Source organism: Nocardiopsis sp. CA-288880, assembly GCF_050955985.1.
Lineage (GTDB): Bacteria > Actinomycetota > Actinomycetes > Streptosporangiales > Streptosporangiaceae > Nocardiopsis > Nocardiopsis tropica.
Window position 1 is genome coordinate 2,567,602 of the sequence record NZ_CP192105.1, and the last position, 20,188, is coordinate 2,587,789.

Genomic DNA, 20,188 nt, shown 5'->3' on the forward strand with positions numbered 1-20,188 from the left:
TCACACCCCCGGCGAGGCGTCGGAGGGGCCGGAGGCCGGGCGCGCGGAGTTGTCCTCGACGCGGTCCACCCGGCCGTCGGCCATGTGGACCTCGCGGTCCCCGTAGGCGGCCACGTCGGGGTCGTGCGTGACCATGATCAGCGTGAGGCCGTCGGCGTGGAGCTCGCGCAACAGGCGCAGCACCTCCGAGGTCGAGGCGGAGTCCAGGGCGCCGGTCGGTTCGTCGGCCCACACGATGGCCGGATCGTGCACGATCCCGCGGGCGATCGCCACCCGCTGCTGCTGGCCGCCGCTCAACTGGGAGGGGAGGTGGCGGGAGCGGTCGGCCAGGCCCACCCGCTCCAGGGCGGAGAGCGCTCTGGAACGCGCGTTGCCGGGTCGGGCGCCGCCGAGGAGGAGCGGCATCTCCACGTTCTCCAGCGCCGAGAGCACCGGGATCAGGTTGTACCCCTGGAAGACGAACCCCATCCGGCGCGCGCGCCGGACGGTCCGTTTGCGCTCGGAGAGGGCGTGGATGTCCTCGCCCTCGACGAGCACCGTGCCGCCGTCGATGCCGTCCAAACCGGAGGCGCAGTTCAGCAACGTCGACTTTCCACACCCGGAGGGGCCCATGATCGACACCCATTCGCCTTCGGCGACCGTCAGCGAGACGTTTCTGAGCGCGGAGGAGGAGGCCTGCCCCTCTCCGTACGTTTTCGTTATGTCCTTCACATGAATGACTGGGGTGGTCACAGATCGCCTCGCGGTCGTCGCTTTCGGTATGAGCATTGCCGTGGAATGAATTACTTTTTCGCGTGTATCAGCGGCGCTCTCGCAGGTGACAGGCTTCGTGGCAGTCGGACTTCGCTCTCCGTGACTTCATGGATTCGATTCCGTGGGCCTGGTCTCAATGTGCTCTCGCGGGTGTATTGATAATCCTCTCCGCTGTGCCATGATGGGCGGATGCCAAAAGTTGTGGACAAAGAGGAAAGACGCCGCCGGATCGTCGACGCGCTGTACCGGATCGCCGCCGAGAAGGGTTTGGAGGGGGTCAGTATTCGCGCTGTCGCAGCGGAGGCGCAGTTATCGGCGGGTGCGGTCCAGAGAGAGTTCGGCACCAAGGAGGAGCTGCTCCACTTCGCTTTCCGGGTGATCGCGGACGAGATCACCGCGTGCTTCGGGGTCTTCCAGGACGGGGTCGGGCGCCCTGCTTTTCCGGAGGTTCTGCGACAGGTGCTCGTGGATCTGCTGCCCACCGACGAGCGGCGGCTGGCCCAGGTGCGGGCCTGGAGCGCCCTCTACGCGCGCGCCGTGGTCGATCCCGCGTTCGGGGAGGTGCTCTCGGTGCTGGACGACAGGCTCCGCGCCGGCTTCGTGCGGGCCCTGGAGCACGCGCGCGTCGAGGGCGAGCTGTCCTCCGTGAAGGACCCGGAGGCCGTCGCCGAGCTGCTCCTGGTGACCGTCGACGGACTGTGGGCGGGGTGCGCGAGGCTGTCCGAGGGCGACCGCCCGGACCGCCAGCTGGCCGCGGTCGAGGCCGCGGTGTCCTGGCTGGCCGGGTGACGCCGCCGACCGTCCTCGGCGTGCGCGACCCCCGGGCGTCCTGAGGCGGGTCGGAGGTGGCTGGCGCCGAAGCGCGCCGGGGGGATGGCCTCCATCAGGGCAACTCCTCACTCTCTCCACGGGACCTGCGGCCGTGTGGACGGGCACAGGAGACGCCGTGGTCTACCGCCTGTTCGCGAGCATGTAAGCAATCTTCCAGCGGGGCCTTGCGCGTTCCTTGCGCGAACCTTGAACGGGGTTCGGGCGGGTGTATGCGGCCCGGGTGCCGGCGCACCTCCCCGAGAACGTGTACGGCGGACCACTTCGAGCAGCCGGGCTCGATGGGTGGGCACGACCCTTTGGTGCAGCGTCATTCCGTGAGACGCCGTCCGTGTTCAGAGGAGGACGGCGCGGCAGCTGAGATCCCTGCCCTGGGTGATACCAAGGTGCGGATCGACGGAGAAGCCGTCGACCTGGGACACGTGAGGCGACAGTGAGGTCTTCCCAGCGCGCTCTGTTCTCATGCGTTGTCGAGGGCGGCTTGGGTGATCGCTCCGGTCCGGCCCGTGCCCAAAGTGACGTGCTTCAGGGCTCACCATCGCTGTTTCGGCTCGTCTGCCGCACGTTCGCCCAGGGCACGGATGTTGTGTCGGATCTGGTGATGAGTGTGGCCATCACTGGTCAACGGGCTGGGAAGGAAAGTAGCCCGAGGCCTGAACGAACAGCCCCGTGGTCAACACGGCTCTCTGGCCTACATGGGCCGACCGGCCTTCGGGGCGGGAAGCAGCAGCGATTGGACGACCTCCCCGGGTCCACAGGCAACACATAAATCACAGGGTGTGGTCATGTGAGGCGCAGGGGTACTCCGCAGGACTTTTGAGTTGAGCTCTAACGTAAAAAATTAAAGTTCAAAAATAAGGCCGATCTCGGGTTTCCTGGACTCGCCCCTGTTTTTTTGGTGTGCTGTCATGCTTCTCTTTTCTGCCAGTCTACTCCGGAAATTTTTTCGAAAGGGAATAGGTCGGCGAAGTCTGGAGCGGCCACGTCGACCTCCCAAATGTCTTTGCGATAGGTCGGAGTGATCTGTGCGAGTGTGTCGCCGCCCATGAATATTCGGCATCCCGGTACTGGCCAATTCCAGGCGCCGAACGCAATTTCTTTCAGGGGAGAGATGATTTCTTTCGCCGCCTCGCCCGGGGTATCGAGGGTCGACATTTTTGCGGATGCCCCGTAAATAATTTCTTTCACGGTATTGTGTGCAAGGAATTCTGAAAGCTGTTCAGTGCCCCTCTCCCAAGGTTCGTAGAGTTCAGCGTCGAAAACGCTGTCTGGTTCGTTTGGGTCAATGCACCAGCGCCAGTCACCTGTTGCATCCACCATGAAAATGGCTTTGCCCTCGGTGGTGCAAATCTGTTCAGGTGGAATCATCGACGTCATGTGGTTGATTCGGGTGTCCCATCGCCTGGCTAGTGCATGCCAATCCTTAAGCGACTCGGGGAGCCAAATGCAGGAATCAGGGAGAGGTGTTGCGCTTCTAACGGGGGCACCGTACCAAGTGGCAAGGAGGTCTGTCAGATCAATGGTCTTGGGGTCGATCACACATCATTCTCCCACGGGTGCGAGTGCTGTCGTGCCGCTGTAAAAAAGTTGCAGATCCTAGGGGTTGCGTATGGGAACGCAGCGGATACTTCCTCTTGCTGGACGTGAGAAGAGCTTGCTCGCTTGCCTGTACTGGACCTGGTACTGCAGAGCACGTATGGAGCGTGCATGGGCCCGAAATGCGATGAGGGCCTCTTACTGACTCCCCGAATGATCCGTCTGAATCGGGTTTTATGGAGCGCCCGGCAATATTCTGACCTTTGGTCATCAGGTTAGAAGTGTCTCGTGCCGGTTTTATTGGAGGCTCTGGCATGTACCGGCTTTGATGAAGCCGTGTTTTCGGACCCTCGGGCCACGGTGCTCGGTTGTCCGTTCTCAAATTCTATGGGTGTCAGTCAGCCGATCGCCGAGTGTCGACCTAGGCGGCGGCCACGATCACCTCGCCCGCCCACCTGAACGTGTCGGTGTTCCGGCTGCCGAAGCGGGGACGTCCGGTCACCGCGGACACGCGCGTGGGTGACCTCACCGCCGTACGGGCCCATGACCCACGGCCAGGTCATCTCCCGGCACGAAACAGCTCATGCTCCGGTGTGCAGGTAGGGAGCCCACAACAACGGTGCCGCGATCCGGTCCCAACCGGGCAGTATGTCCTGCAAGTCAGCACCATCCCGTACTGCTCGTACTGCGGCATGCAGTGCCCGGGCGGCACGCGTTGGGTTGACCTCTTGATCACCTTCATTACGCAGATAGGCGTAGAACAGATCAGCTACGGCCCCGCTGACCTTATCGTTGACCTCCCACAGGGTCCCCACCACGTGCGGAAATCCAGCGAGCTGAAACGCTGAGGCCACATGGATCGCCTCGTCCAACAATTCGTCTTTCGTAATGGCAACGGTGCTGCATGCCGACAGGTAGGCGAGTCGGGCATGGTCGAGCTGCAGTGGCCCCAGTTGCGCCACGGTCAACGGATGGTCGGCGTGATCGTGTAGTAGAAGTCTGCTCTGTGAGGGGTCGACCGGGTCAGCTTGGCCATGGCAGGCCAGGTGCGCGATCGCCACACGAGGAAGGTGCTCGAGGACCTGTTCTCGGGTCGGTACTGCGAACATGTCACTGTTCGGGTTGGATAGGGTAGGATCGGGGGTCGTCAGAATGACGGCCTCAGGCAGATGCCTATGTACCTTCTCCCTCTCCACGGTCACAAACGGCAGCGCGCCTTCGCCTGGTTGGTGGTCGAGGCCGGGTGTGGTAGGCATCGCCACCACCAACGCCCGCTTAGCTGCTCCCACCCCGCTCTCGTGGCGGGAGGCCTGTTCGCGGGCGTAACGCAAAGCGCGCACGGTGGGGGTATATGAGGAGATGACCCGGTCCATCACTGTGCGCCGGCTTCCGGGTGGATCAGTGTGATGGCCAGCCGCGTGCAGGGGCAATAGCCCCAATAGACCTCCTGGAGACCACCACACTCGTGGCCAGGAATCATCCTCGGGCTCCGTGTCCAAGCCCAACGCATTCAGAACCGGGCCAGCTGCTACGTCCCACAACCAAGCCAGGATGTCGATCAGTTCCTGCTGAGGGTTCTCGCTGTTATCGAGGGCATCTGATTTCGTGAAATTTATCTGTGTTCGGTGGCGGCGGAAGATATTGACTTTCTCCACCAAGCTTTCCCAGGTCAGATCGGGCAACTCCAGGTGAGAGATACTTGTGTTGGTAAGCAGTAGGGCGTCACAGCGTTCGGGTGTCGTGTTGAACACGATTATCGGGCCCTGGTCTGCTTCCCTTATTATTTCTTGAATAGATGGGTTGAGTCCGAAGGACGAAAAGCCGTCTAGTGTGCGAATATTTTCCAGAACCGCATCGAACTCACTGGCCAGAAGGTGTCGGTCCTGGAACATGCGCTGATCACTCATGACTGCCTGTTTCTCCGAATTCGCAGCCGATGTCTCCGTGGCGGAGGCGGTTTCGAGACTTCTTGGAAGCTCGGGGCTGTTCAGATTGTTGCGCAGTTGTGCGTACCGGTTTGCAAGGTCTGGGGCTATTCTCTGCAGGTCGGTGAGTTCGTTGCGTGTGTTCAGGGCCTGGCTGAGCAGGACGCCCCTGCCTGTTTCCACAATGCCCAGTGCTTGGATGGCTCGGTCCTGCGAGCTCAGACCGGGATGGTTGAGTACTGCCCCTGCGGCCTTTCCAGCCAGGCCAGAGAACTGGCCAAGCTGGTACTGCTGATCAGTACGGGCTAAGCGGTGGGGAGCGACCTTGGGCAGCAGGCCGACGATGTCCTGTAGAACCTCTGCTGCGTGTGCCGGGTTTGCGGAGGATACTAGATCGGCCAACTTATAACCCGCGTGGATTCGTACAGTAGGTGTGGCGGACTGCATGCGCCAGACACGGGTGTAGAGCTCAATTACGACTCGTAGGTTTCCTTGATCTCCGGTGTGCCGAACCCGGGAACTGAGTCTTGCAGCGAGGCCACAAAGGTAGTCGGGTAGGTGCGGGTCGTTGGCGGGTGTTGTGTGTATGGCCTGGCGGGTGGCGGTGATGGCTTCGTCCAGGTCGTCCTGGTTACCGGTGTGCTCGAACCTCTCAGCCAGCGCGATGCCGAGGTTGAACAGACTCCCTGCTTGCTCAGGTGCGTTGACGTTGGTTCGGTCGACAGCAAGGCGGCCGACCTCGATGGCTTCGTCCACATCTGTTTGGTCACCGATTCGTTTGAACCGGACGCGCAGCATAATGCCGAGATTGGATAGCATCGCGGCTTTGTTCGGTCGATTTTCGGGTGTTTTGTGGATGGCTTTGCGAATGGTGGTGATGGCCTCGTCCAGGTCGTCCTTATTCCTTGCGATATGGAACCTGGCATGCAGAGTTACGGCAAGATTGGAAAGGTCGCCGCCGCGGTTGGGGCTTTCATCCGGAGTGGCTAGAATGACCTGACGGTTAAGCTCAACCGCCTCGTTCAGATCAGACCGACCTCCGATGTAATCGAATCGATTACGCAGTGCAATGGCAAGGTTGGACAGCATTGCGGTTCGTGAGGGATGGTTCTGTGGTGCGGTGCGGATGGCTTGGCGGATGGTGGTGATGGCCTCGTCCAGGTCGTCTTGGTCGCCGGTGTGCTCGAACCTCTCGGAAATTGCCATACCGAGGTTCAACAGCAACGTGACTTGGTCGGGGTGGTCGTCAGGTGTAACATTGATGGCCCATCGGGTGAGATCAATGGCCTCGTTCAAATCCGCTGGGCCGCTAGCGTACTTGGCCCTGGCCCGCAGCACCGCGCCGAGGATAGCTAGGTGTCTGTTTCGGTGGGGGTGCTCTTCGGGTGTGGTCTGGACGATTTTTCTCAAGGTGGAAACGGCCTCGTCCACGTCGGGTCGGCTACCCGTGTGCTCGAACCGAGCGGTCAACAATCCGGCGAAGTCCGTCAGGCGCTGGAATCGATCTGGGTGGTCGTCCGGTGTAGTCAAGATGCCTTGACGTATGCTGGCGATGGCCTCGTCCAGATCAATCGGCTGCCCGGTGCGCCGATACCGGTCCTTGAGTTCCAAACCGAGGTTGTGGAGGTGCCTATCCTGATCGGGATGATCGTCGATGCACTGGACGGCTTCCCGGCTGAAGTCCACTGCTTTGTTCAAATCGGCCAAGTCATTGGAAATCCTGTACCGGTCCGCTAAAGCCGCCCCGAGATTCGACAAATACACGGCCCGATCAGGATGGCGAGCTGGTGTGGTGTGGACGGCTTGGCGCATGGTGTTGATGGCTCTGTCCAGGTCAGTCAGTCGGCCGGTATGTCGAGACAGGATATGCAGCACAATGCCAAGGCTGGACAAACGATCGAAACGGTCATGATGATCATCCGGAGTTGCTGACACGATGCGTTCCCACACTGATACCGCTGTAGTGGCGAGCTCGGGGCTCGCGGAGGACATGGCCTGATCCAACAGTTGAAGGGCGCTTTGGACCGACGCATCGGCGAGCAAAGGGAGCAAAGGGCGGGGCAAGGGCTCCAATCCTGCGAAAAAGCACGGTACCAGAGCATCCGTGGCACCATGGAGATCAGTCTTGTCCTCTCCCCCAGGTACAGCCAGGTAACGCAACCACTGGAACCATCCGACCGCGTGACTGACTCTCAGTAGACTGGGGTTCTGATCACTGAAGAACGCCACGAGTTGCAATTCCTGTAAATCCTGGTCTAACTCCGAGTTCAACAGCGCAAATGTGTTGCCGCTATTGATGGCTTCAAGTATCCGAGCCAATGATTCCGACCACCACTGCTCTTGCATTCATGGCCTTCCGAAGTAATCATCAGGACATAAGTATGGTATCTGTGCTATGCTAGCTTGTTAAGTCCTGCTTTGTCATCATCGCTCAGGGTAGGATCTCGTGCCCCAGTGTCCTGCGACCCGTGCAGAGAAGAGGCCGTATGAGTGAAGCGGAAAAAGCGGCATCGAACCAGGTGGAAGTGCTGTTGTCCGCCGTCTGTCAGAACGCACAAGCGATCCGTGAACGACTGAGTTCTCGCCCCAATGGCCCCGAATTGGTCGAAACGGTGCTAAACAAGGCGCGCGCGGGTCAGGACACCACAGATTCCCTGGAGGTCTTAGACACGGCCCTGGCCGCGTTGGGGGAGCGAAAGGGCCTACATGGCTACCTCGGATTTGCTTGGGCTGCGGGGGATCGAGGGCTGAACGCAGTCGGGATTGATCGGTCTCGGCCAAGCTTGGCCAAGTACCACTGCCCACGGAATCGGTGTGCACGTGTGTGGGAACCCAGTCCTGCGGAAGAGGTCCCCTCGTGCTATGTCGACGGAGTGCGGCTAAAGCGCACCCCGGCGGTGTAGCCGGTGGGCGGGCTGCTGACGGTACTGGGAAAGAAGCTGACCGATCAGCGGTTGTCCCTTCTTGCCTTTCCCGGTGCTCTGTATCTGACGGGTGGCCGTTGGCACATACTCTGGGACACGACCGCGCCTGGGATTGGCGCTATCTGATCACGCAGATCACGGTCACCCGTAGAGTTCGAGAAGAGACTACCGAGCACCGTGGCCTGAGACTCCAGAAACATGGCTCTACCAAAGCCGGTACATGCCAGAGCCTCCATCACACCCGGCACGAGACACTGGTGCATGCAGTCTGGCCGGTGGACCACGCCACGCGGGGAGACGAGGACGGCGCCGGCAGGGAAGATGTAGCCCGCCGACACGGCACCGGTCAGGCCCACCCCTCACCACTTGTCGAGCCCCGCGAGGTGGACGAGTCCCAGGGTCCGGCTCACAGGCCGGAACGCCGCCCGGCGATCAGAAGATCCACCCGGTCCGTCCGGCAGCCGCCACACGAAGCCGGGCGTCAGTCCGCGGGAACGCTCTGCGAGAGCACACGTGCCCGCAACAGCGGTACGACCCTGGCCATCACCGCGGACACCGCGAGGCAGTAGCCGCCCAGCGCGGCCAGCTGGGCGGAGTAGGGGACACCCGCGTCGATGAGCAGACCCGCCACGCCGGGGCCGGCAGCGGAGGCGAACACCATGACCGCCACGACCACCGACCGGATCGAGCCCAGGTGCGCGGTTCCGTAGACCTCCGGCCACACCGCGCCGAACAGGCTCAGGGAGAGGCCGTTGGTGACGCCGTACAGCGCCATGAAGGCGAACGCGCCCCACTGGTCGGCCACCGAGGCCAGCACGACCAGACCGAACCCGAGCGGCAGCAGGTAGACGGGCACCAGCCGCATCGCGCTGAACCGGTCGACCAGCTGTCCTCCGACCAGGTTGAACACGACGGTGGTCACCGCGTACACGGTGAACGCCGCGGCGAACGCTGCGGGCGCCCACCCGCGTGACTCCACCAGGTACACCTGGTGGAAGAACACGGTGTTGCCGATCAGGGCGGGAGCAGCCATCGCCGCCGCGACCAGGTAGAAGCAGGGGTCGCGCAGGGCCTGGCGGCGGGTCCAGTCCCGTGCCCGCAGCTCCCGGCCTCCCTCCGGCACGGGGTCGGGTTCGCGCTCGGCGCTCATGAGCGCCGTGACCGGCCAGACGAGGACGAGCAGGAGCACCGCGGCCGCCCACCAGGTCCCGCGCCATCCGGTCAGGGCGGCGAGTGCGACCACGGCCAGGGGCAGGAGCGCCTCTCCGGTGTTCAGCCCCAGCGTCGCCGCCGAGGTGGCGCGTCCCCGCTCGCGGCCGAACCACCGGCCCATGAGCGTGAACGAGGTGTGCGTCATCATCCCCTGGCCGAACAGGCGCAGGAGGAACAGTGCCACGAAGAGGACGGCGACGTGTGACGACAGCGCCATCGCCGCCGCGCCCGCGGCCAGGAACGCGAAGACGCCCAGGACGACCCCCGCGGCGCCGAAGCGGTCGACGATCGAACCGATCTGCGTCAGGGCCAGGGCGCTCGCCAGGGTCGCGAGCATGAAGAGCGAGCCGAACTCCCCGTGGGAGAGGCCGTACTCCGCCCGGATGTCTCCGGCGGACAGCGAGACGAAGAAGGTCTGTCCGAAGCAGGACATGAGGAAGAGCGCGAACCCGCCGAGGAGCCACCGCCGGTTCGAGTGCAGGAAACGCAGGTAGCCGGTCATGCCCGCTCTTCGCTTGTCGTGTTTCCCGGCCCGCTCCGGGGTCGGCCGGTCGCCTCGTGCGCCGGGCCGCAGGGGGCCCGGACCGGGAAGGCGCGGTCGCGGCCGATCCTAGCCCGGTCCCTGCCCCGGTCCCTGCGGCGGGTCCGGCGTCGCTCCGTCCGGACGGGAAATCCGCTTTGGGATCACAAGGGAAGCTGTAACCGGTTGTCCGAAAACACTGCCTTTGGTGTTCAGGTGGCGTGCTGGGGCCTCTTTTTCAAGAGGCGTTCATGTCGTGTTATGTCATCACCTTCCGGGCAAAAGGGATGTCTGCGCCTCGCGTGTGGCGTGGTCGATGCTGTGGGGTTTTTCGTCATCCTTTGTCATGTTACGGGGGTGGTTTGAGCTGGGATCGAAGTGGGAGAACGGAGGATTCTCTCGGGTTCTTCATGAAAGGTCGAGCATGGGAAGTGGGTTTTGGTAACCCCTGTTCAGAGTGGGAAAAACGCGATTCCGCTGCGATGTCCGGCGGCGCTCTCCTAGGGTGATCAGCGGTTTACGGGACGCGGGCTCTGGGGCCACCAGGGTCGGGCGGCTCACGTAGGCGTTCAGCCAACCCTCCTTCCCCTCGCCCGTCCCGTGGGCTCCCCCGAGGACCCACGGGACGGGTACAACGACCACCACGAGGAGAGAATCCGCGGATGTCGATCGACTCAGCCCCTGAGGTACGAACCAGCGAGCAGCGGAGCCTTGCGACCGCAGCGGCGCGCAACCTCGCCACCACCACCAAGTCCGCGCCGCAGATGCAGGGCATCAGCTCCCGCTGGCTGCTGAAGATGCTCCCGTGGGTCCAGGCCGACGGCGGCGCCTACCGGGTCAACCGGCGCCTGACCTACACCATCGGTGACGGCCGGATCGACTTCGACCAGACCGGCTCCGAGGTCCGCGTCATCCCGGCCGAGCTAGGCGAGCTCCCCGTGCTGCGCGGCTACGAGGACATCGAGGTGCTGCAGGCCCTGGCCGGGCGCTTCGTCCAGCAGGAGTTCGAGGCCGGGCAGGTGCTGGCGCAGGAGGGGACCCCCGCCGACCACCTCTACCTCCTCGCGCACGGTCGCGTGCACAAGACCAGCAACGGCCACTACGGCGAGGTCAACCACCTCGGCGTCCTGGCCGACGGCGACAAGTTCGGGGACCGCTACCTCCTCGACACCGAACCGGTCTGGGACTTCACCGTCAAGGCGGCGTCCTCCGGTGTCCTGCTGGCCCTGCCGCGCCGCGAGTTCATCGCCCTCCTGGACGACTCGCCCAGCCTCCAGGCCCAGGTGCAGCAGTTCCTGTCCGTGCCCGAGCACCGGCAGAACAAGCACGGCGAGGCCGAGATCGCCCTGTCCTCCGGCCACGTCGGCGAGACCGAGCTGCCCGGCACCTTCGTGGACTACGAGCTCAAGCCCCGCGAGTACGAGCTGAGCGTGGCCCAGACGGTGCTCCGGGTGCACACCAGGGTCGCGGACCTCTACAACAAGCCGATGAACCAGACCGAGCAGCAGCTGCGGCTGACCATCGAGGCGCTCCGCGAGCGCCAGGAGTCCGAGCTGGTCAACAACCGCGACTTCGGCCTGCTCCACAACGCCGACTTCAAGCAGCGCATCCAGACCCACGAGGGCCCGCCCACCCCGGACGACCTCGACGACCTGCTGAGCATGCGCCGCAACACCCAGTACATGTTCGCCCACCCCCGGGCCATCGCCGCCTTCGGCAAGGAGTGCAACAAGCGGGGGCTGAACATCGGCACGGTCGACGTCAACGGCCACCACCTCCCCGCCTGGCGCGGCGTGCCGCTCCTGCCGTGCGGCAAGATCCCGGTCTCGGAGCACCACACCTCGTCGATCATCGCCATCCGCACCGGCGAGGACAACGAGGGCGTCATCGGACTCCACCAGACCGGCCTCCCCGACGAGGTCGAGCCCGGCCTCAACGCCCGGTTCATGGGCATCGACGACAAGGCGATCATCTCCTACCTGGTCAGCACCTACTTCTCCGCCGCGGTCCTGGTGCCCGACGCCATCGGCATCCTGGAGAACGCCGAGGTCCGGCCCCGTGGCTGAGCACCCGACACTGTCAGGGAAGGAGGACTGAGACGGTGTCACTGATGGCCCGGATGTCCGCCTCCACCGCCACCCACAAGGCGGCGGACCTGGTGGACGCCCTGCTCCGCGACTCCAACCGACCCGGAAGACCGGACCTGCTGGCGCCCCCGGCGGTACCGACACCGCAGGAAGGCGCGCCGGAGGGACCCGTCGCTCCGCGCCTCCCCGGCGGGCCCACGGGGCTCGGCGTCTCGGCGGCCACGATCCGGCTCCCGGCCCCGCCGGCCCGGCAGCGCGCCGCGGTCCCCCTGGGGGCCCCGGCTCCGGGCCGTACCGGCGTCGGGGCGCGGACCGTCCCGCGGATCCCCGCGACGCCGCCCGGCGCCGGGAGCGTCGGCTCCCACGGGGGCGGGCCGTCTCCGGACACCGCCCGCCCGGCGGAGACCCGACGCCCGCCGGCGGACAGCGCGTCCGCCGTGCCCGTGCTGTACTGTCCGCCGGCCCTCCGCGACGACCCCGCCCTGGGCGACGAGGTCGACGACCGGCTCGTCGAGTGGGCCGAGGAGGTGGGGGTCTACCCCGGCCAGCTCGACCGTGTCAGGTCGGCCGGGTTCGGACGACTCATCATGCTCGCCCACCCCGAGACGGACGACCCCGACCGCCTGCTGGCGGCGGCCAAGTGCGCCCTGGCGGAGTGGTCCGTGGACGACCACTACGTCGACGGCGAGGTCGAGGAGGCGCAGCCCGAGCTGCTCGGGCAGCGCCTGGCCATCGCCCACTCGGTGATCGACCAGGCCCATCTCCCGCTGAGCTACGCGCCCCAGCTGGAGGAGGTCGTCCAGGGCGACCCGGTGATGGTCGCCCTGCGCTCCAGCCTGGACAACCTCTCCCGCTACGCCTCGTCCGCCCAGGTGCGCAGGCTCCGGCACGAGCTGGCCATCATGTTCGTGGCCTACAACCAGGAGGGCGTCTGGGCGGCGACCGGGCAGCGGCCGCCGGTCTGGGAGTTCCTCATGCACCGGCACGAGAACAGCTTCGTGCCCTGCATGGCGCTCATCGACGCGGTCGCCGGCTACGAGCTCCCCGCGGAGGAGTTCTCCGACCCCAGGGTGCGCCGCGTGTTCACCCTGGCCGGATCGGCGACCGTGATCGTCAACGACCTGTACTCGATGGGCAAGGAGGACCCCTCCGACTTCAGCGTCCCCCGGCTGATCGCCACCGAGGACGGGTGCTCCGAGCGCGAGGCGATCGAGCGCACCGTCGTGCTCCACGACGAGCTGATGCACACCTACGAGGCGGAGGCCTCCGCCCTGGCCCTCACCGGCTCACCCGAGCTGCGCCGGTTCCTGGCAGGCGTGTGGGCCTGGTGCGGCGGCAGCCGCGAATGGCACGCCCGCACCGCCCGCTACCACGGGACGGGCACCGCCTGAGGGGGATCACGGCCCCCTGCACGTCACCACCGCGGCCCGGGCCCTGCCCGGGCCGCCTCCGGAAACCACCACAAGGAGTACACGCGATGACCACCACCATGCCCTCCTCGGACAACGTGCTGCGTACCGACTACCAGAAGTCCGTCGCCGCGTACTGGAACGCGGAGAAGGACCCCGTCAACATCCGCCTGGGCGAGGTCGACGGCTTCTTCCACCACCACTACGGGCTCGGCGACTACGACCCCTCCGTCCTGCAGGGGCCGGAGGAGACCCGCGAGGCGCGCATCATCGAGGAGCTGCACCGCCTGGAGTCCGCCCAGGCCCAGGTGCTCCTCGACCACCTCGGCGACATCAGGCCCGAGGACCGCATCCAGGACACCGGCTCCGGCCGGGGCGGCACCAGCTTCATGGCCAACCAGCGGTTCGGCTGCTACGTGGACGGCGTCTCGATCTCCCAGCAGCAGGTCGACTTCTCCAACGAGCAGGCGCGCGACCGGGGCGTGGACGACAAGGTGCGCTTCCACTTCCGCAACATGCTGGACACCGGCTTCGAGACGGGGTCCATGCGCGCCAGCTGGAACAACGAGTCGACCATGTACGTCGACCTCCACGAGCTCTTCAGCGAGCACGCCCGCCTGCTCCGCTACGGCGGCCGCTACGTCACCATCACCGGCTGCTACAACGACGTGACCGGCGGACGCTCCAAGGCGGTCAGCCGCATCGACGAGCACTACACGTGCAACGTGCACCCCCGCAGCGCCTACTTCAAGGCGATGGCGGCCAACAACCTCGTCCCCATCAGCGTCGTCGACCTCACCGCGGACACGATCCCCTACTGGGAGCTGCGCGCGCAGTCCTCGGTCGCCACCGGTGTGGAGGACCCGTTCCTGACCGCCTACAAGGAGGGCAGCTTCCACTACCTGCTCATCGCCGCCGACAAGGTCTGACCCCAGGCCCGGCGCGCGGGCGCTCGCCGGTCTCGTGCCGAGCGCCCGCGCCGATCTTCCAGACCCCCCGTAGCCCACAGCCCGGGCACCGCAACCGCGGACGGGGACGACGGGCCCGCGACGCGGGCCCGTCACCCCTTCCCGTCCGCCCGACCGAAGGATCCACATGAGCACGCACCCCGCCGCCGGCCGCCCCGGAACCGCCGCCACCGTCCCGCTCGGAGACCGCCCGGACGGCACGATCATGCTCGAACTGGTCGACGAGGCGGGGACGACCATCGGCACGGCCGAGAAGCTCTCCGCGCACCTGGCCCCCGGACGGCTCCACCGCGCCTTCTCCGTCTTCCTCCTCGACGAGCACGGCCGCCTCCTCCTCCAGCGCCGCGCCCTGGGCAAGTACCACTCGCCCGGCGTGTGGTCGAACACCTGCTGCGGCCACCCCTACCCCGGCGAGCCGCCGTTCGCGGCTGCGGCCCGCCGCGTCGGCGAGGAGCTGGGCGTGGCGCCCGCGCTGATGCGCGAGGCCGGCACCGTGCGCTACCACCACCCGGACCCGGACTCCGGCCTGGTCGAGCAGGAGTTCAACCACCTGTTCGTGGGCCTGGTGGACGGCGTCCTACGCCCCGATCCCGACGAGATCGCCGAGACCGCCTTCGCCGACCCGGAGGAGCTGGCGAAGCTCGTGGGCGCGGACCCGTTCTCGGTGTGGTTCACGACGGTGCTCGACGCGGCACGGCCGGGGCTGCGCGAACTGGCGCCGGCAGCCGGCTGGTAGCTGGTCCCGGCCCTGGTGCGCGCCGGGGGCCGTCGGCGGCCCGATCGCCCGGCCGACGGGCCCCGGGGCCCTCCGCGACCGCGCTCAGCCCGCCTTCGCGGTCAGCCCGGTCAGGAACTCCTGCGTCTCGGGGTCCGTCGAGTACAGGAGTGTACCCCGCATCCCCCGGGTGAGCAGCACCTTGTAGGTGTTGCGGATGAGCGTCTCGGCCTCGGTGTCGGTCGCCTTCTTCCCCGCAGAGCCGGGCCCTCAGCGTTCGGTGATGCCTTTGAACAGGCTCAGGAGTCGGTGACAGGGCGCACCATGGCGGTGATCTCCTCGTGCAGACGCTCGGCTCGGGGATCGGTGAAGCCCTCGAGAGCCTCCAGGCCTTCGCGCCAGTGCTCCTGGGCCTTCCCGGGGTCACCGTTCCGGGACACCACGACGGCCAGACGATTCAGGCTGACCGCCAGGTTCCACCGGGACCGGTTCCTGCGATAGCCGTTGGCTGCCTGGCGGTAGAACTGCGCAGCCTCTTCGAGGCGGTCGAGGGATTCATAGACCTTGCCCACGCCCTCGAAGGACTCGGACTCGCGGACGTGGTCGCCGATCGAGCGGTGCAGGCCCGCAGCCTCGTGGAAGCTGGTCAGGGCCTCCTCTGGTTGCTGGAGCAGCGAGTGGATCCGGCCGAGCTCCAGGAGGGCGAACCCCTCCCGTACGGCGTGGTCGAGCTCTTGGGCGATTTCCAGGGCCTTCAAAGTCAAGGCCAGGGACCGGTCGGCCCGGTCCAGCTCCCGCAGGGCCGCGCTCAGGGAGGTCAGGCATGCGAACTCGCTCATCCGGTTGCCGGTCTCCCGGTGGATCTCCAGGGCCAGTTCGCCCAGGGTCACCGCATCTTCACGCAGTCCCAGGTCCAGGAGGCAGCGGACCAGGTTCCCCAGAGCGATCCCCTCCCACAACCGGTCACCGAGGGCCTGGGCGGCTGCACCGGAGCGCTCGAGGTGGTCGCGTGCCTCGTCGAGCCGATGGCCGCGCAGATAGGCCAGGCCGAGAGCGTTCAGGGACATCACCATCCCGGACTCGTCTCCCAGCTCCCGGCGCAGATCGAGGGCGCGGGTGTGGTGCTCGATTCCCTCGACGGTCCGATTGGAGTGCAGGTGAGCTATGCCCAGGTGCTCCCACAGGTCGGATTCTGCCCTGGGGCGGTGTTCGCGGCGCACCGCCACCAGTCCGCGGTCGAGGGCACTGATCCATGCCCGGCCGTGAACAGGGAAGTGCCCCAGGACGTAGGGGAGACGCCAGGTGAGGTGGTCGAATCCTTGCGCAGCGGCCGTCTCCGCCGCCGCCATCAGGTTCGTCGACTCCAGTTCAAACCATCGGAGCGCGCCGGAGTTGTCGGTAATCACTGTGTCGGTGAACCGGGCAGCCGGCTCCTGTGCCTGCTCGGTGAGTATCTCGTCCGGTTCCGGGAGTCGCAGGTTGGTGTCGACGACCTGGACCGCCGCGTAGGCGGTGCGCAGATACCAGGTCAGGAGCCGCTCCAGAGCCGCACGCCGCAGGTCGGGCTCCTCCTCTTCGCGCACCTGGTCCATGGCGTAGGAGCGGATCAGGTCGTGGAACCGGTAGCGGTCCGCGCCGGTCTGTTCCAGCAGGTGGGCGCCGACAAGGCTGTCCAGGGAGCGCCGGGCGCGACGCACGGGCAGATCCGCCAGGGCGGCCGCGGCCCCGACGTCGAAATCCCGTCCGGGGTGCAGGCCGAGGAGTCGGAACAGCCGTGCGGCGTCCTGGGGCAGGACCCGGTAGGACCAGGCGAAGACGGAGCGAACGGTGTCCGCCTCCTCCTCGTCATCGGTGGCCAGGGCGTCCCACAGAGCGGACTCGTCACGCAGATCCTGGATGAGGTCGGCGAGCGGCATGTGTGGTCGGCTCGCCGCGCGTTCGGCAGCGATGCGCAGGGCCAAGGGGAGCTGGCCGCACAGCCGCGCGAGTTCAACAACCTCCTGGGGATCGTCCTGGGGTCGGTGGTGGACGGTCACGTACTCCAGGAGCTCCACCGCCTCGGCGGGATCGAGGGTACGTACGGTGAGGCGCTGTGCCCCGTCCCTGGCGACCAGGCCGGACAGCCGGTCCCTGCTGGTGATGACGACCGCGCACTCGGAGGATCCCGGTAACAGCGGACGGACCTGGGCGGCGGTCGAGGCGTTGTCCAGCAGGATCAGAACGCGCTTACGCGCCAGGAAGGAGCGGTAGAGGGCGGCTCGGCTGTCGGTGTCCGGGGGAATCGATCCGGCGGAGACACCGAACGCCCGCAGGAAACGCTCCAGCACCTGCTCCGGGGCCGCCGGCAGGCCGGGGCCGTAGCCCTGGAGGTCGACGTAGAGCTGACCGTCGGGGAAGTGCTCGTGGACCCGGTGCGCCCAGCGCAGAGCGAGCGCGGTCTTGCCCACCCCGGCCGTGCCGACGACGACGTGGACCGTGGCCTCCGAGGGCCCGTCGGCGCCCGGCAAGCGGCTGCTGAGCACCTCGAGTTCCCCGGTACGGTTCACGAACCCGCGTACGTCACCGGGAAGCTGTCGGGGCACAGGGGTGCTGAAACGCTCCGAACGCTCCGAGTGGAAGTGCACCCCGCCGCGGACGTCCCTCGCCTGCACCGCGCGGCCGGAGACATCGGACATGCGGGACTGCGTTCCCGCCGACGGGTTCTCCTCGGGACCCTCACCGTGCCGGGGTGTGCGGCTATCGGACACGGGTGGCTTCCGCGTCGGACACTTCGCGGACGAAGTAGTCCTCCAGAACTTCGGCCCGCTGGTGCAGCGCCGCGATCTCGGACCGGCATCCTTCGATGACGGCTGGATCGGTGAACCGGATCGCGCCTTCGATCACGCCCTCCTCGTCGTAGAGGATCCTGTAGGCCACCTCGTCTCCGAGGACGACGATCTCCGGGACGGGATGCTCCCTTTCGAAGGCCGAGAGAGGGTCAGGGGAGATGACACGGATGTCCTCACCGCACTGGGCGCGGACCCGCAGCGAGTGCAACTCCCACAGCAGGTAGGTCGGGAAGGGTTTCTCCACGACCCGGACACGTCGAACCGAGGCTCCTGCCTGGGCGAGGCGGTCGAACTGCTCGCGCAGGGCGGGACGCCTGGCTTCCAGGAGACCCAGGGCGTCTTTGCGCCGGCCTTGGAGGAAGGCCATCCAGCTGTCGCTCTCCGGTTGGTGAAACACCTGCTGCCGTTCGAGCTTCCAGATGGGGGAGTCGCGCACCGACCAGAACCGTGCGCTGAAGTCCTGCCCGTAAGAGGCCTCGTCCAGCCGTTCGCCGGTGAGCCGAGTCATGCTCTCAAGCATCGGGGATATCCGCCTTGGCCGCGATCAACGTGTTGCGAGGTAGGACCACGAGGCGTTCGTCCTGTGCAATGGCCGCACCTGCGGGAAGCCGGTGTTCATAGACCTCCGTCAGATCACGGCCTATCACTGCGATGTCCCCATTATCCAGTTCCCATATATCAGGACATCCGTCGACGTTGTCGGTGTTGCCTAGAATGGTGGGCGAAATTCCCAATCGACGTTTCATTGTCGCTGTGGGGTCGGCTTCCCAAGGGCGGGGCATGGATTTCCTTCCACGTGCTCCGATGGGGCGAGTGTGCGTCTGTGGGAAGAATAACATGATCCGTTAATCGATCGGAGGCAATCTAGGGGTGACTCAGAGGACAAGGCGGCAAGGGGCGGACGCCTCTTTTTGGTGGCCGCTTTCGGTCATGTGAAAGGGCGGACTTTTCTTCACCTCCGCCACTGGAGTCTCTGCGCTATCACACTTCCCCACCATTCGAGGAGTACGATGCCTGCCGAGCGGATCTGGCTGGATGTCCCCTACGCTGAGAAGGACCTGGCAAAGGCGGAAGGGACGAGATGGGACTCCCAGACGCGTCCATCCGAAGCATCGCAGCGAGCCGAGGAGGCCCGGAGGGAGCTGTCGAGGTAGCGGCGCACCGTGGTGATGTGAACCGGGAGCCGCGAGCCAGGTCGAACGCCGAGAGCGCTCGGGGTCGCAGCATCGGGTCCTACCGGGAGAGGAGACCGGAGCGCCGTCAGTCGTTCACGTAGGGGGCTGGATCCGCTGGTGCCAACCGGCTCACACCGGTCAGATGGTGCGGGCAGTCTCCCCGGGGTCGACGTCGAGCACGTGGACGCCCTCGGCCGAGGAGACCACGATCGTTCCGGCGGGGGTGGCCAGAAGGTCGTGCACCCGTGGCGGCACCGACCAGGGGATGACGACCTTCTCCGGGGTGTCCGTGTCCAGGAACAGATGGCACAACCGGCCCGGAAGCTCCTGCGGGTAGTCCTGTTCCTCGACGAGGACGGCGACCGGCCGTCCGCCCCACTCGGTCACCCGCGACACCACCACCCACGGATTCACCCCTGGGAACACCGGCTCCAGATCGGGCAGGGTGACGATGTCCCCGGCCTCGGCGAGGTAGGTGCGCCCGGCCGCGCGGGCGATCCCGACATCCCGGTCCTCGGGGACCGAATTGGCGAGACCGACCTTCCCCACCCAGGAGCCGTCATCCGCCCGCCGTACGTAGACGAAGGGCTTGTCGAGGACGCTGAAGTCGTCGTCCCAGAATTCGACGACCTCTTCGGTGGTAGGCCATGCCAGGTAGCCGTGGTTCAGGGTGAGGCGCTCGCTGATTTCTCGGTAGCGGTAGTGGTCGTAGGCCATGCCGGGGACCGGCTCGCCGGTGGCCAGGTTCACCGCCCGCACCGAACGGTGGTAGGGCCCCTTACCCGCCTCATGCAGGAAGAGCAGTTCACGCCCGCCGTAGTGCCCCAGGGCCAGATAGCACGCGTCATAGAAGTGTTTCCCCGTGTGCGGGCCAGGCAGGGGAAAGGCCTTCAGGGCAGACCCGTCGCGCGCATCGGTGACCATCAGGTTCTTGGACGTGGTGAACGCCAGGACCGGTTCGGGTCCGAGTGCGGGAAGACTGACCAGGTGTACGGGGGAGGCGGAGGAGTGCGCGGGGCCCAGGGGACGGCGGCTCGCCAGGTCGAAGGCGACCGCGAGGACGTTGTCGTTGAGAAGGCCGGATTCGGACTCGTCGTCCACGACGACCAGCAAGGTGTCCCGGACCAGTTGAAGGTGCGCCCCGTGCCAGTCCTTGTCCAGCAGAAGCATCTCCCGCATGAGCCCCTCCGTAGGTTTCGGTTTCCCGGCACAGTGGTGCTCTCCCCTAGCTTGATACGGGCCAGAATCAGGCCTGAGTGGAGACCGGGGCAGCCTCGGATGGTGCGGCAGCCCCCCGGGCCGGCCCGG

The 20,188-nt window shown here is 66.0% G+C and carries 14 protein-coding genes and 1 pseudogene; 6 read left to right on the forward strand and 9 right to left on the reverse strand.

Annotation, left to right across the window (positions count from 1 at the left end; all coding sequences use genetic code 11):
* Window positions 1–768, reverse strand: a complete 768-nt coding sequence (locus tag ACQPYD_RS11020; RefSeq protein ID WP_433700888.1) for an ABC transporter ATP-binding protein — start codon at window positions 766–768, stop codon at window positions 1–3.
* A gap of 174 nt (window positions 769–942) precedes the next feature.
* Here ACQPYD_RS11020 and ACQPYD_RS11025 point away from each other — a divergent pair, with 174 nt between their 5' ends.
* Window positions 943–1,542 (forward strand): TetR/AcrR family transcriptional regulator, encoded by a 600-nt coding sequence (locus ACQPYD_RS11025; protein WP_433700889.1) that lies wholly within the window; start codon window positions 943–945, stop codon window positions 1,540–1,542.
* A 945-nt stretch (window positions 1,543–2,487) separates the two neighbouring features.
* On the opposite strand, the gene ACQPYD_RS11030 is transcribed toward ACQPYD_RS11025, so the two are convergent.
* The 3 genes from ACQPYD_RS11030 to ACQPYD_RS11040 form a co-directional block, all read right to left on the reverse strand.
* The gene (locus tag ACQPYD_RS11030) at window positions 2,488–2,958 is read right to left on the reverse strand and encodes a hypothetical protein (protein ID WP_433700890.1); all 471 of its coding nucleotides are present in this window, start codon (window positions 2,956–2,958) and stop codon (window positions 2,488–2,490) included.
* A 740-nt stretch (window positions 2,959–3,698) separates the two neighbouring features.
* On the reverse strand, window positions 3,699–7,388 hold the full coding sequence (locus tag ACQPYD_RS11035) for a CHAT domain-containing protein (protein WP_433700891.1): 3,690 nt from the start codon (window positions 7,386–7,388) through the stop codon (window positions 3,699–3,701).
* A gap of 1,059 nt (window positions 7,389–8,447) precedes the next feature.
* Window positions 8,448–9,680 carry an MFS transporter gene (locus tag ACQPYD_RS11040; protein ID WP_433700892.1) on the reverse strand — a complete coding sequence of 411 codons (1,233 nt, stop codon included), beginning with the start codon at window positions 9,678–9,680 and terminating at the stop codon, window positions 8,448–8,450.
* A 680-nt stretch (window positions 9,681–10,360) separates the two neighbouring features.
* Here ACQPYD_RS11040 and ACQPYD_RS11045 point away from each other — a divergent pair.
* From ACQPYD_RS11045 to idi, 4 genes are all read left to right on the forward strand, one after another.
* A complete protein-coding gene (locus ACQPYD_RS11045; protein ID WP_433700893.1) occupies window positions 10,361–11,764 on the forward strand; it encodes a family 2B encapsulin nanocompartment shell protein in 1,404 nt (467 codons plus the stop codon).
* Between the two features lie 35 nt (window positions 11,765–11,799).
* Window positions 11,800–13,176 (forward strand): family 2 encapsulin nanocompartment cargo protein terpene cyclase, encoded by a 1,377-nt coding sequence (locus tag ACQPYD_RS11050; RefSeq protein ID WP_433700894.1) that lies wholly within the window; start codon window positions 11,800–11,802, stop codon window positions 13,174–13,176.
* Between the two features lie 86 nt (window positions 13,177–13,262).
* Window positions 13,263–14,123 carry a geranyl diphosphate 2-C-methyltransferase gene (locus tag ACQPYD_RS11055; protein ID WP_352985480.1) on the forward strand — a complete coding sequence of 287 codons (861 nt, stop codon included), beginning with the start codon at window positions 13,263–13,265 and terminating at the stop codon, window positions 14,121–14,123.
* 166 nt (window positions 14,124–14,289) lie between these two features.
* Window positions 14,290–14,898: an isopentenyl-diphosphate Delta-isomerase gene (idi, locus tag ACQPYD_RS11060; RefSeq protein WP_433700895.1), complete on the forward strand. Its 609-nt coding sequence runs from the start codon at window positions 14,290–14,292 to the stop codon at window positions 14,896–14,898.
* A gap of 84 nt (window positions 14,899–14,982) precedes the next feature.
* Here the strand turns inward: idi and ACQPYD_RS11065 are convergent, their stop codons facing one another.
* The 4 genes from ACQPYD_RS11065 to ACQPYD_RS11080 all read right to left on the reverse strand — a co-directional run bounded on the left by ACQPYD_RS11065 (window position 14,983) and on the right by ACQPYD_RS11080 (window position 18,487).
* Window positions 14,983–15,096, reverse strand: coding sequence for a DNA/RNA helicase domain-containing protein (locus tag ACQPYD_RS11065; RefSeq protein ID WP_433702017.1), 114 nt, complete (start codon window positions 15,094–15,096; stop codon window positions 14,983–14,985).
* 80 nt (window positions 15,097–15,176) lie between these two features.
* Window positions 15,177–17,552, reverse strand: coding sequence for an ATP-binding protein (locus tag ACQPYD_RS11070; protein ID WP_433700896.1), 2,376 nt, complete (start codon window positions 17,550–17,552; stop codon window positions 15,177–15,179).
* Window positions 17,553–17,613: 61 nt separating this feature from the next.
* Entirely contained in the window at window positions 17,614–18,213 is a 600-nt protein-coding gene (locus ACQPYD_RS11075; protein ID WP_433700897.1) for a DUF6879 family protein, read from the reverse strand.
* A 4-nt stretch (window positions 18,214–18,217) separates the two neighbouring features.
* Complete coding sequence (locus tag ACQPYD_RS11080; RefSeq protein WP_330156307.1) at window positions 18,218–18,487, reverse strand: hypothetical protein; 270 nt, start codon at window positions 18,485–18,487, stop codon at window positions 18,218–18,220.
* A 228-nt stretch (window positions 18,488–18,715) separates the two neighbouring features.
* Between ACQPYD_RS11080 and ACQPYD_RS11085 the strand changes: the two are divergent.
* Window positions 18,716–18,805, forward strand: a pseudogene (locus ACQPYD_RS11085) (DUF5710 domain-containing protein); the annotation flags it as partial.
* Between the two features lie 213 nt (window positions 18,806–19,018).
* Here the strand turns inward: ACQPYD_RS11085 and ACQPYD_RS11090 are convergent.
* Window positions 19,019–20,059 carry a hypothetical protein gene (locus ACQPYD_RS11090; RefSeq protein WP_433700898.1) on the reverse strand — a complete coding sequence of 347 codons (1,041 nt, stop codon included), beginning with the start codon at window positions 20,057–20,059 and terminating at the stop codon, window positions 19,019–19,021.
* Window positions 20,060–20,188 lie beyond the last annotated feature (129 nt).

Excerpts from the sequence above, each read along its gene's own strand:
- ACQPYD_RS11020 (WP_433700888.1), bottom strand. The coding sequence starts at position 768 with ATGCTCATACCGAAAGCGACGACCGCGAGGCGATCTGTGACCACCCCA.
- ACQPYD_RS11055 (WP_352985480.1), top strand. The coding sequence starts at position 13,263 with ATGACCACCACCATGCCCTCCTCGGACAACGTGCTGCGTACCGACTAC.
- ACQPYD_RS11070 (WP_433700896.1), bottom strand. The coding sequence starts at position 17,552 with ATGTCCGATGTCTCCGGCCGCGCGGTGCAGGCGAGGGACGTCCGCGGC.
- ACQPYD_RS11030 (WP_433700890.1), bottom strand. The coding sequence starts at position 2,958 with ATGACGTCGATGATTCCACCTGAACAGATTTGCACCACCGAGGGCAAA.
- ACQPYD_RS11040 (WP_433700892.1), bottom strand. The coding sequence starts at position 9,680 with ATGACCGGCTACCTGCGTTTCCTGCACTCGAACCGGCGGTGGCTCCTC.
- ACQPYD_RS11035 (WP_433700891.1), bottom strand. The coding sequence starts at position 7,388 with ATGCAAGAGCAGTGGTGGTCGGAATCATTGGCTCGGATACTTGAAGCC.
- ACQPYD_RS11045 (WP_433700893.1), top strand. The coding sequence starts at position 10,361 with ATGTCGATCGACTCAGCCCCTGAGGTACGAACCAGCGAGCAGCGGAGC.
- idi (WP_433700895.1), top strand. The coding sequence starts at position 14,290 with ATGAGCACGCACCCCGCCGCCGGCCGCCCCGGAACCGCCGCCACCGTC.
- ACQPYD_RS11075 (WP_433700897.1), bottom strand. The coding sequence starts at position 18,213 with ATGACTCGGCTCACCGGCGAACGGCTGGACGAGGCCTCTTACGGGCAG.
- ACQPYD_RS11080 (WP_330156307.1), bottom strand. The coding sequence starts at position 18,487 with ATGCCCCGCCCTTGGGAAGCCGACCCCACAGCGACAATGAAACGTCGA.
- ACQPYD_RS11090 (WP_433700898.1), bottom strand. The coding sequence starts at position 20,059 with ATGCGGGAGATGCTTCTGCTGGACAAGGACTGGCACGGGGCGCACCTT.
- ACQPYD_RS11025 (WP_433700889.1), top strand. The coding sequence starts at position 943 with ATGCCAAAAGTTGTGGACAAAGAGGAAAGACGCCGCCGGATCGTCGAC.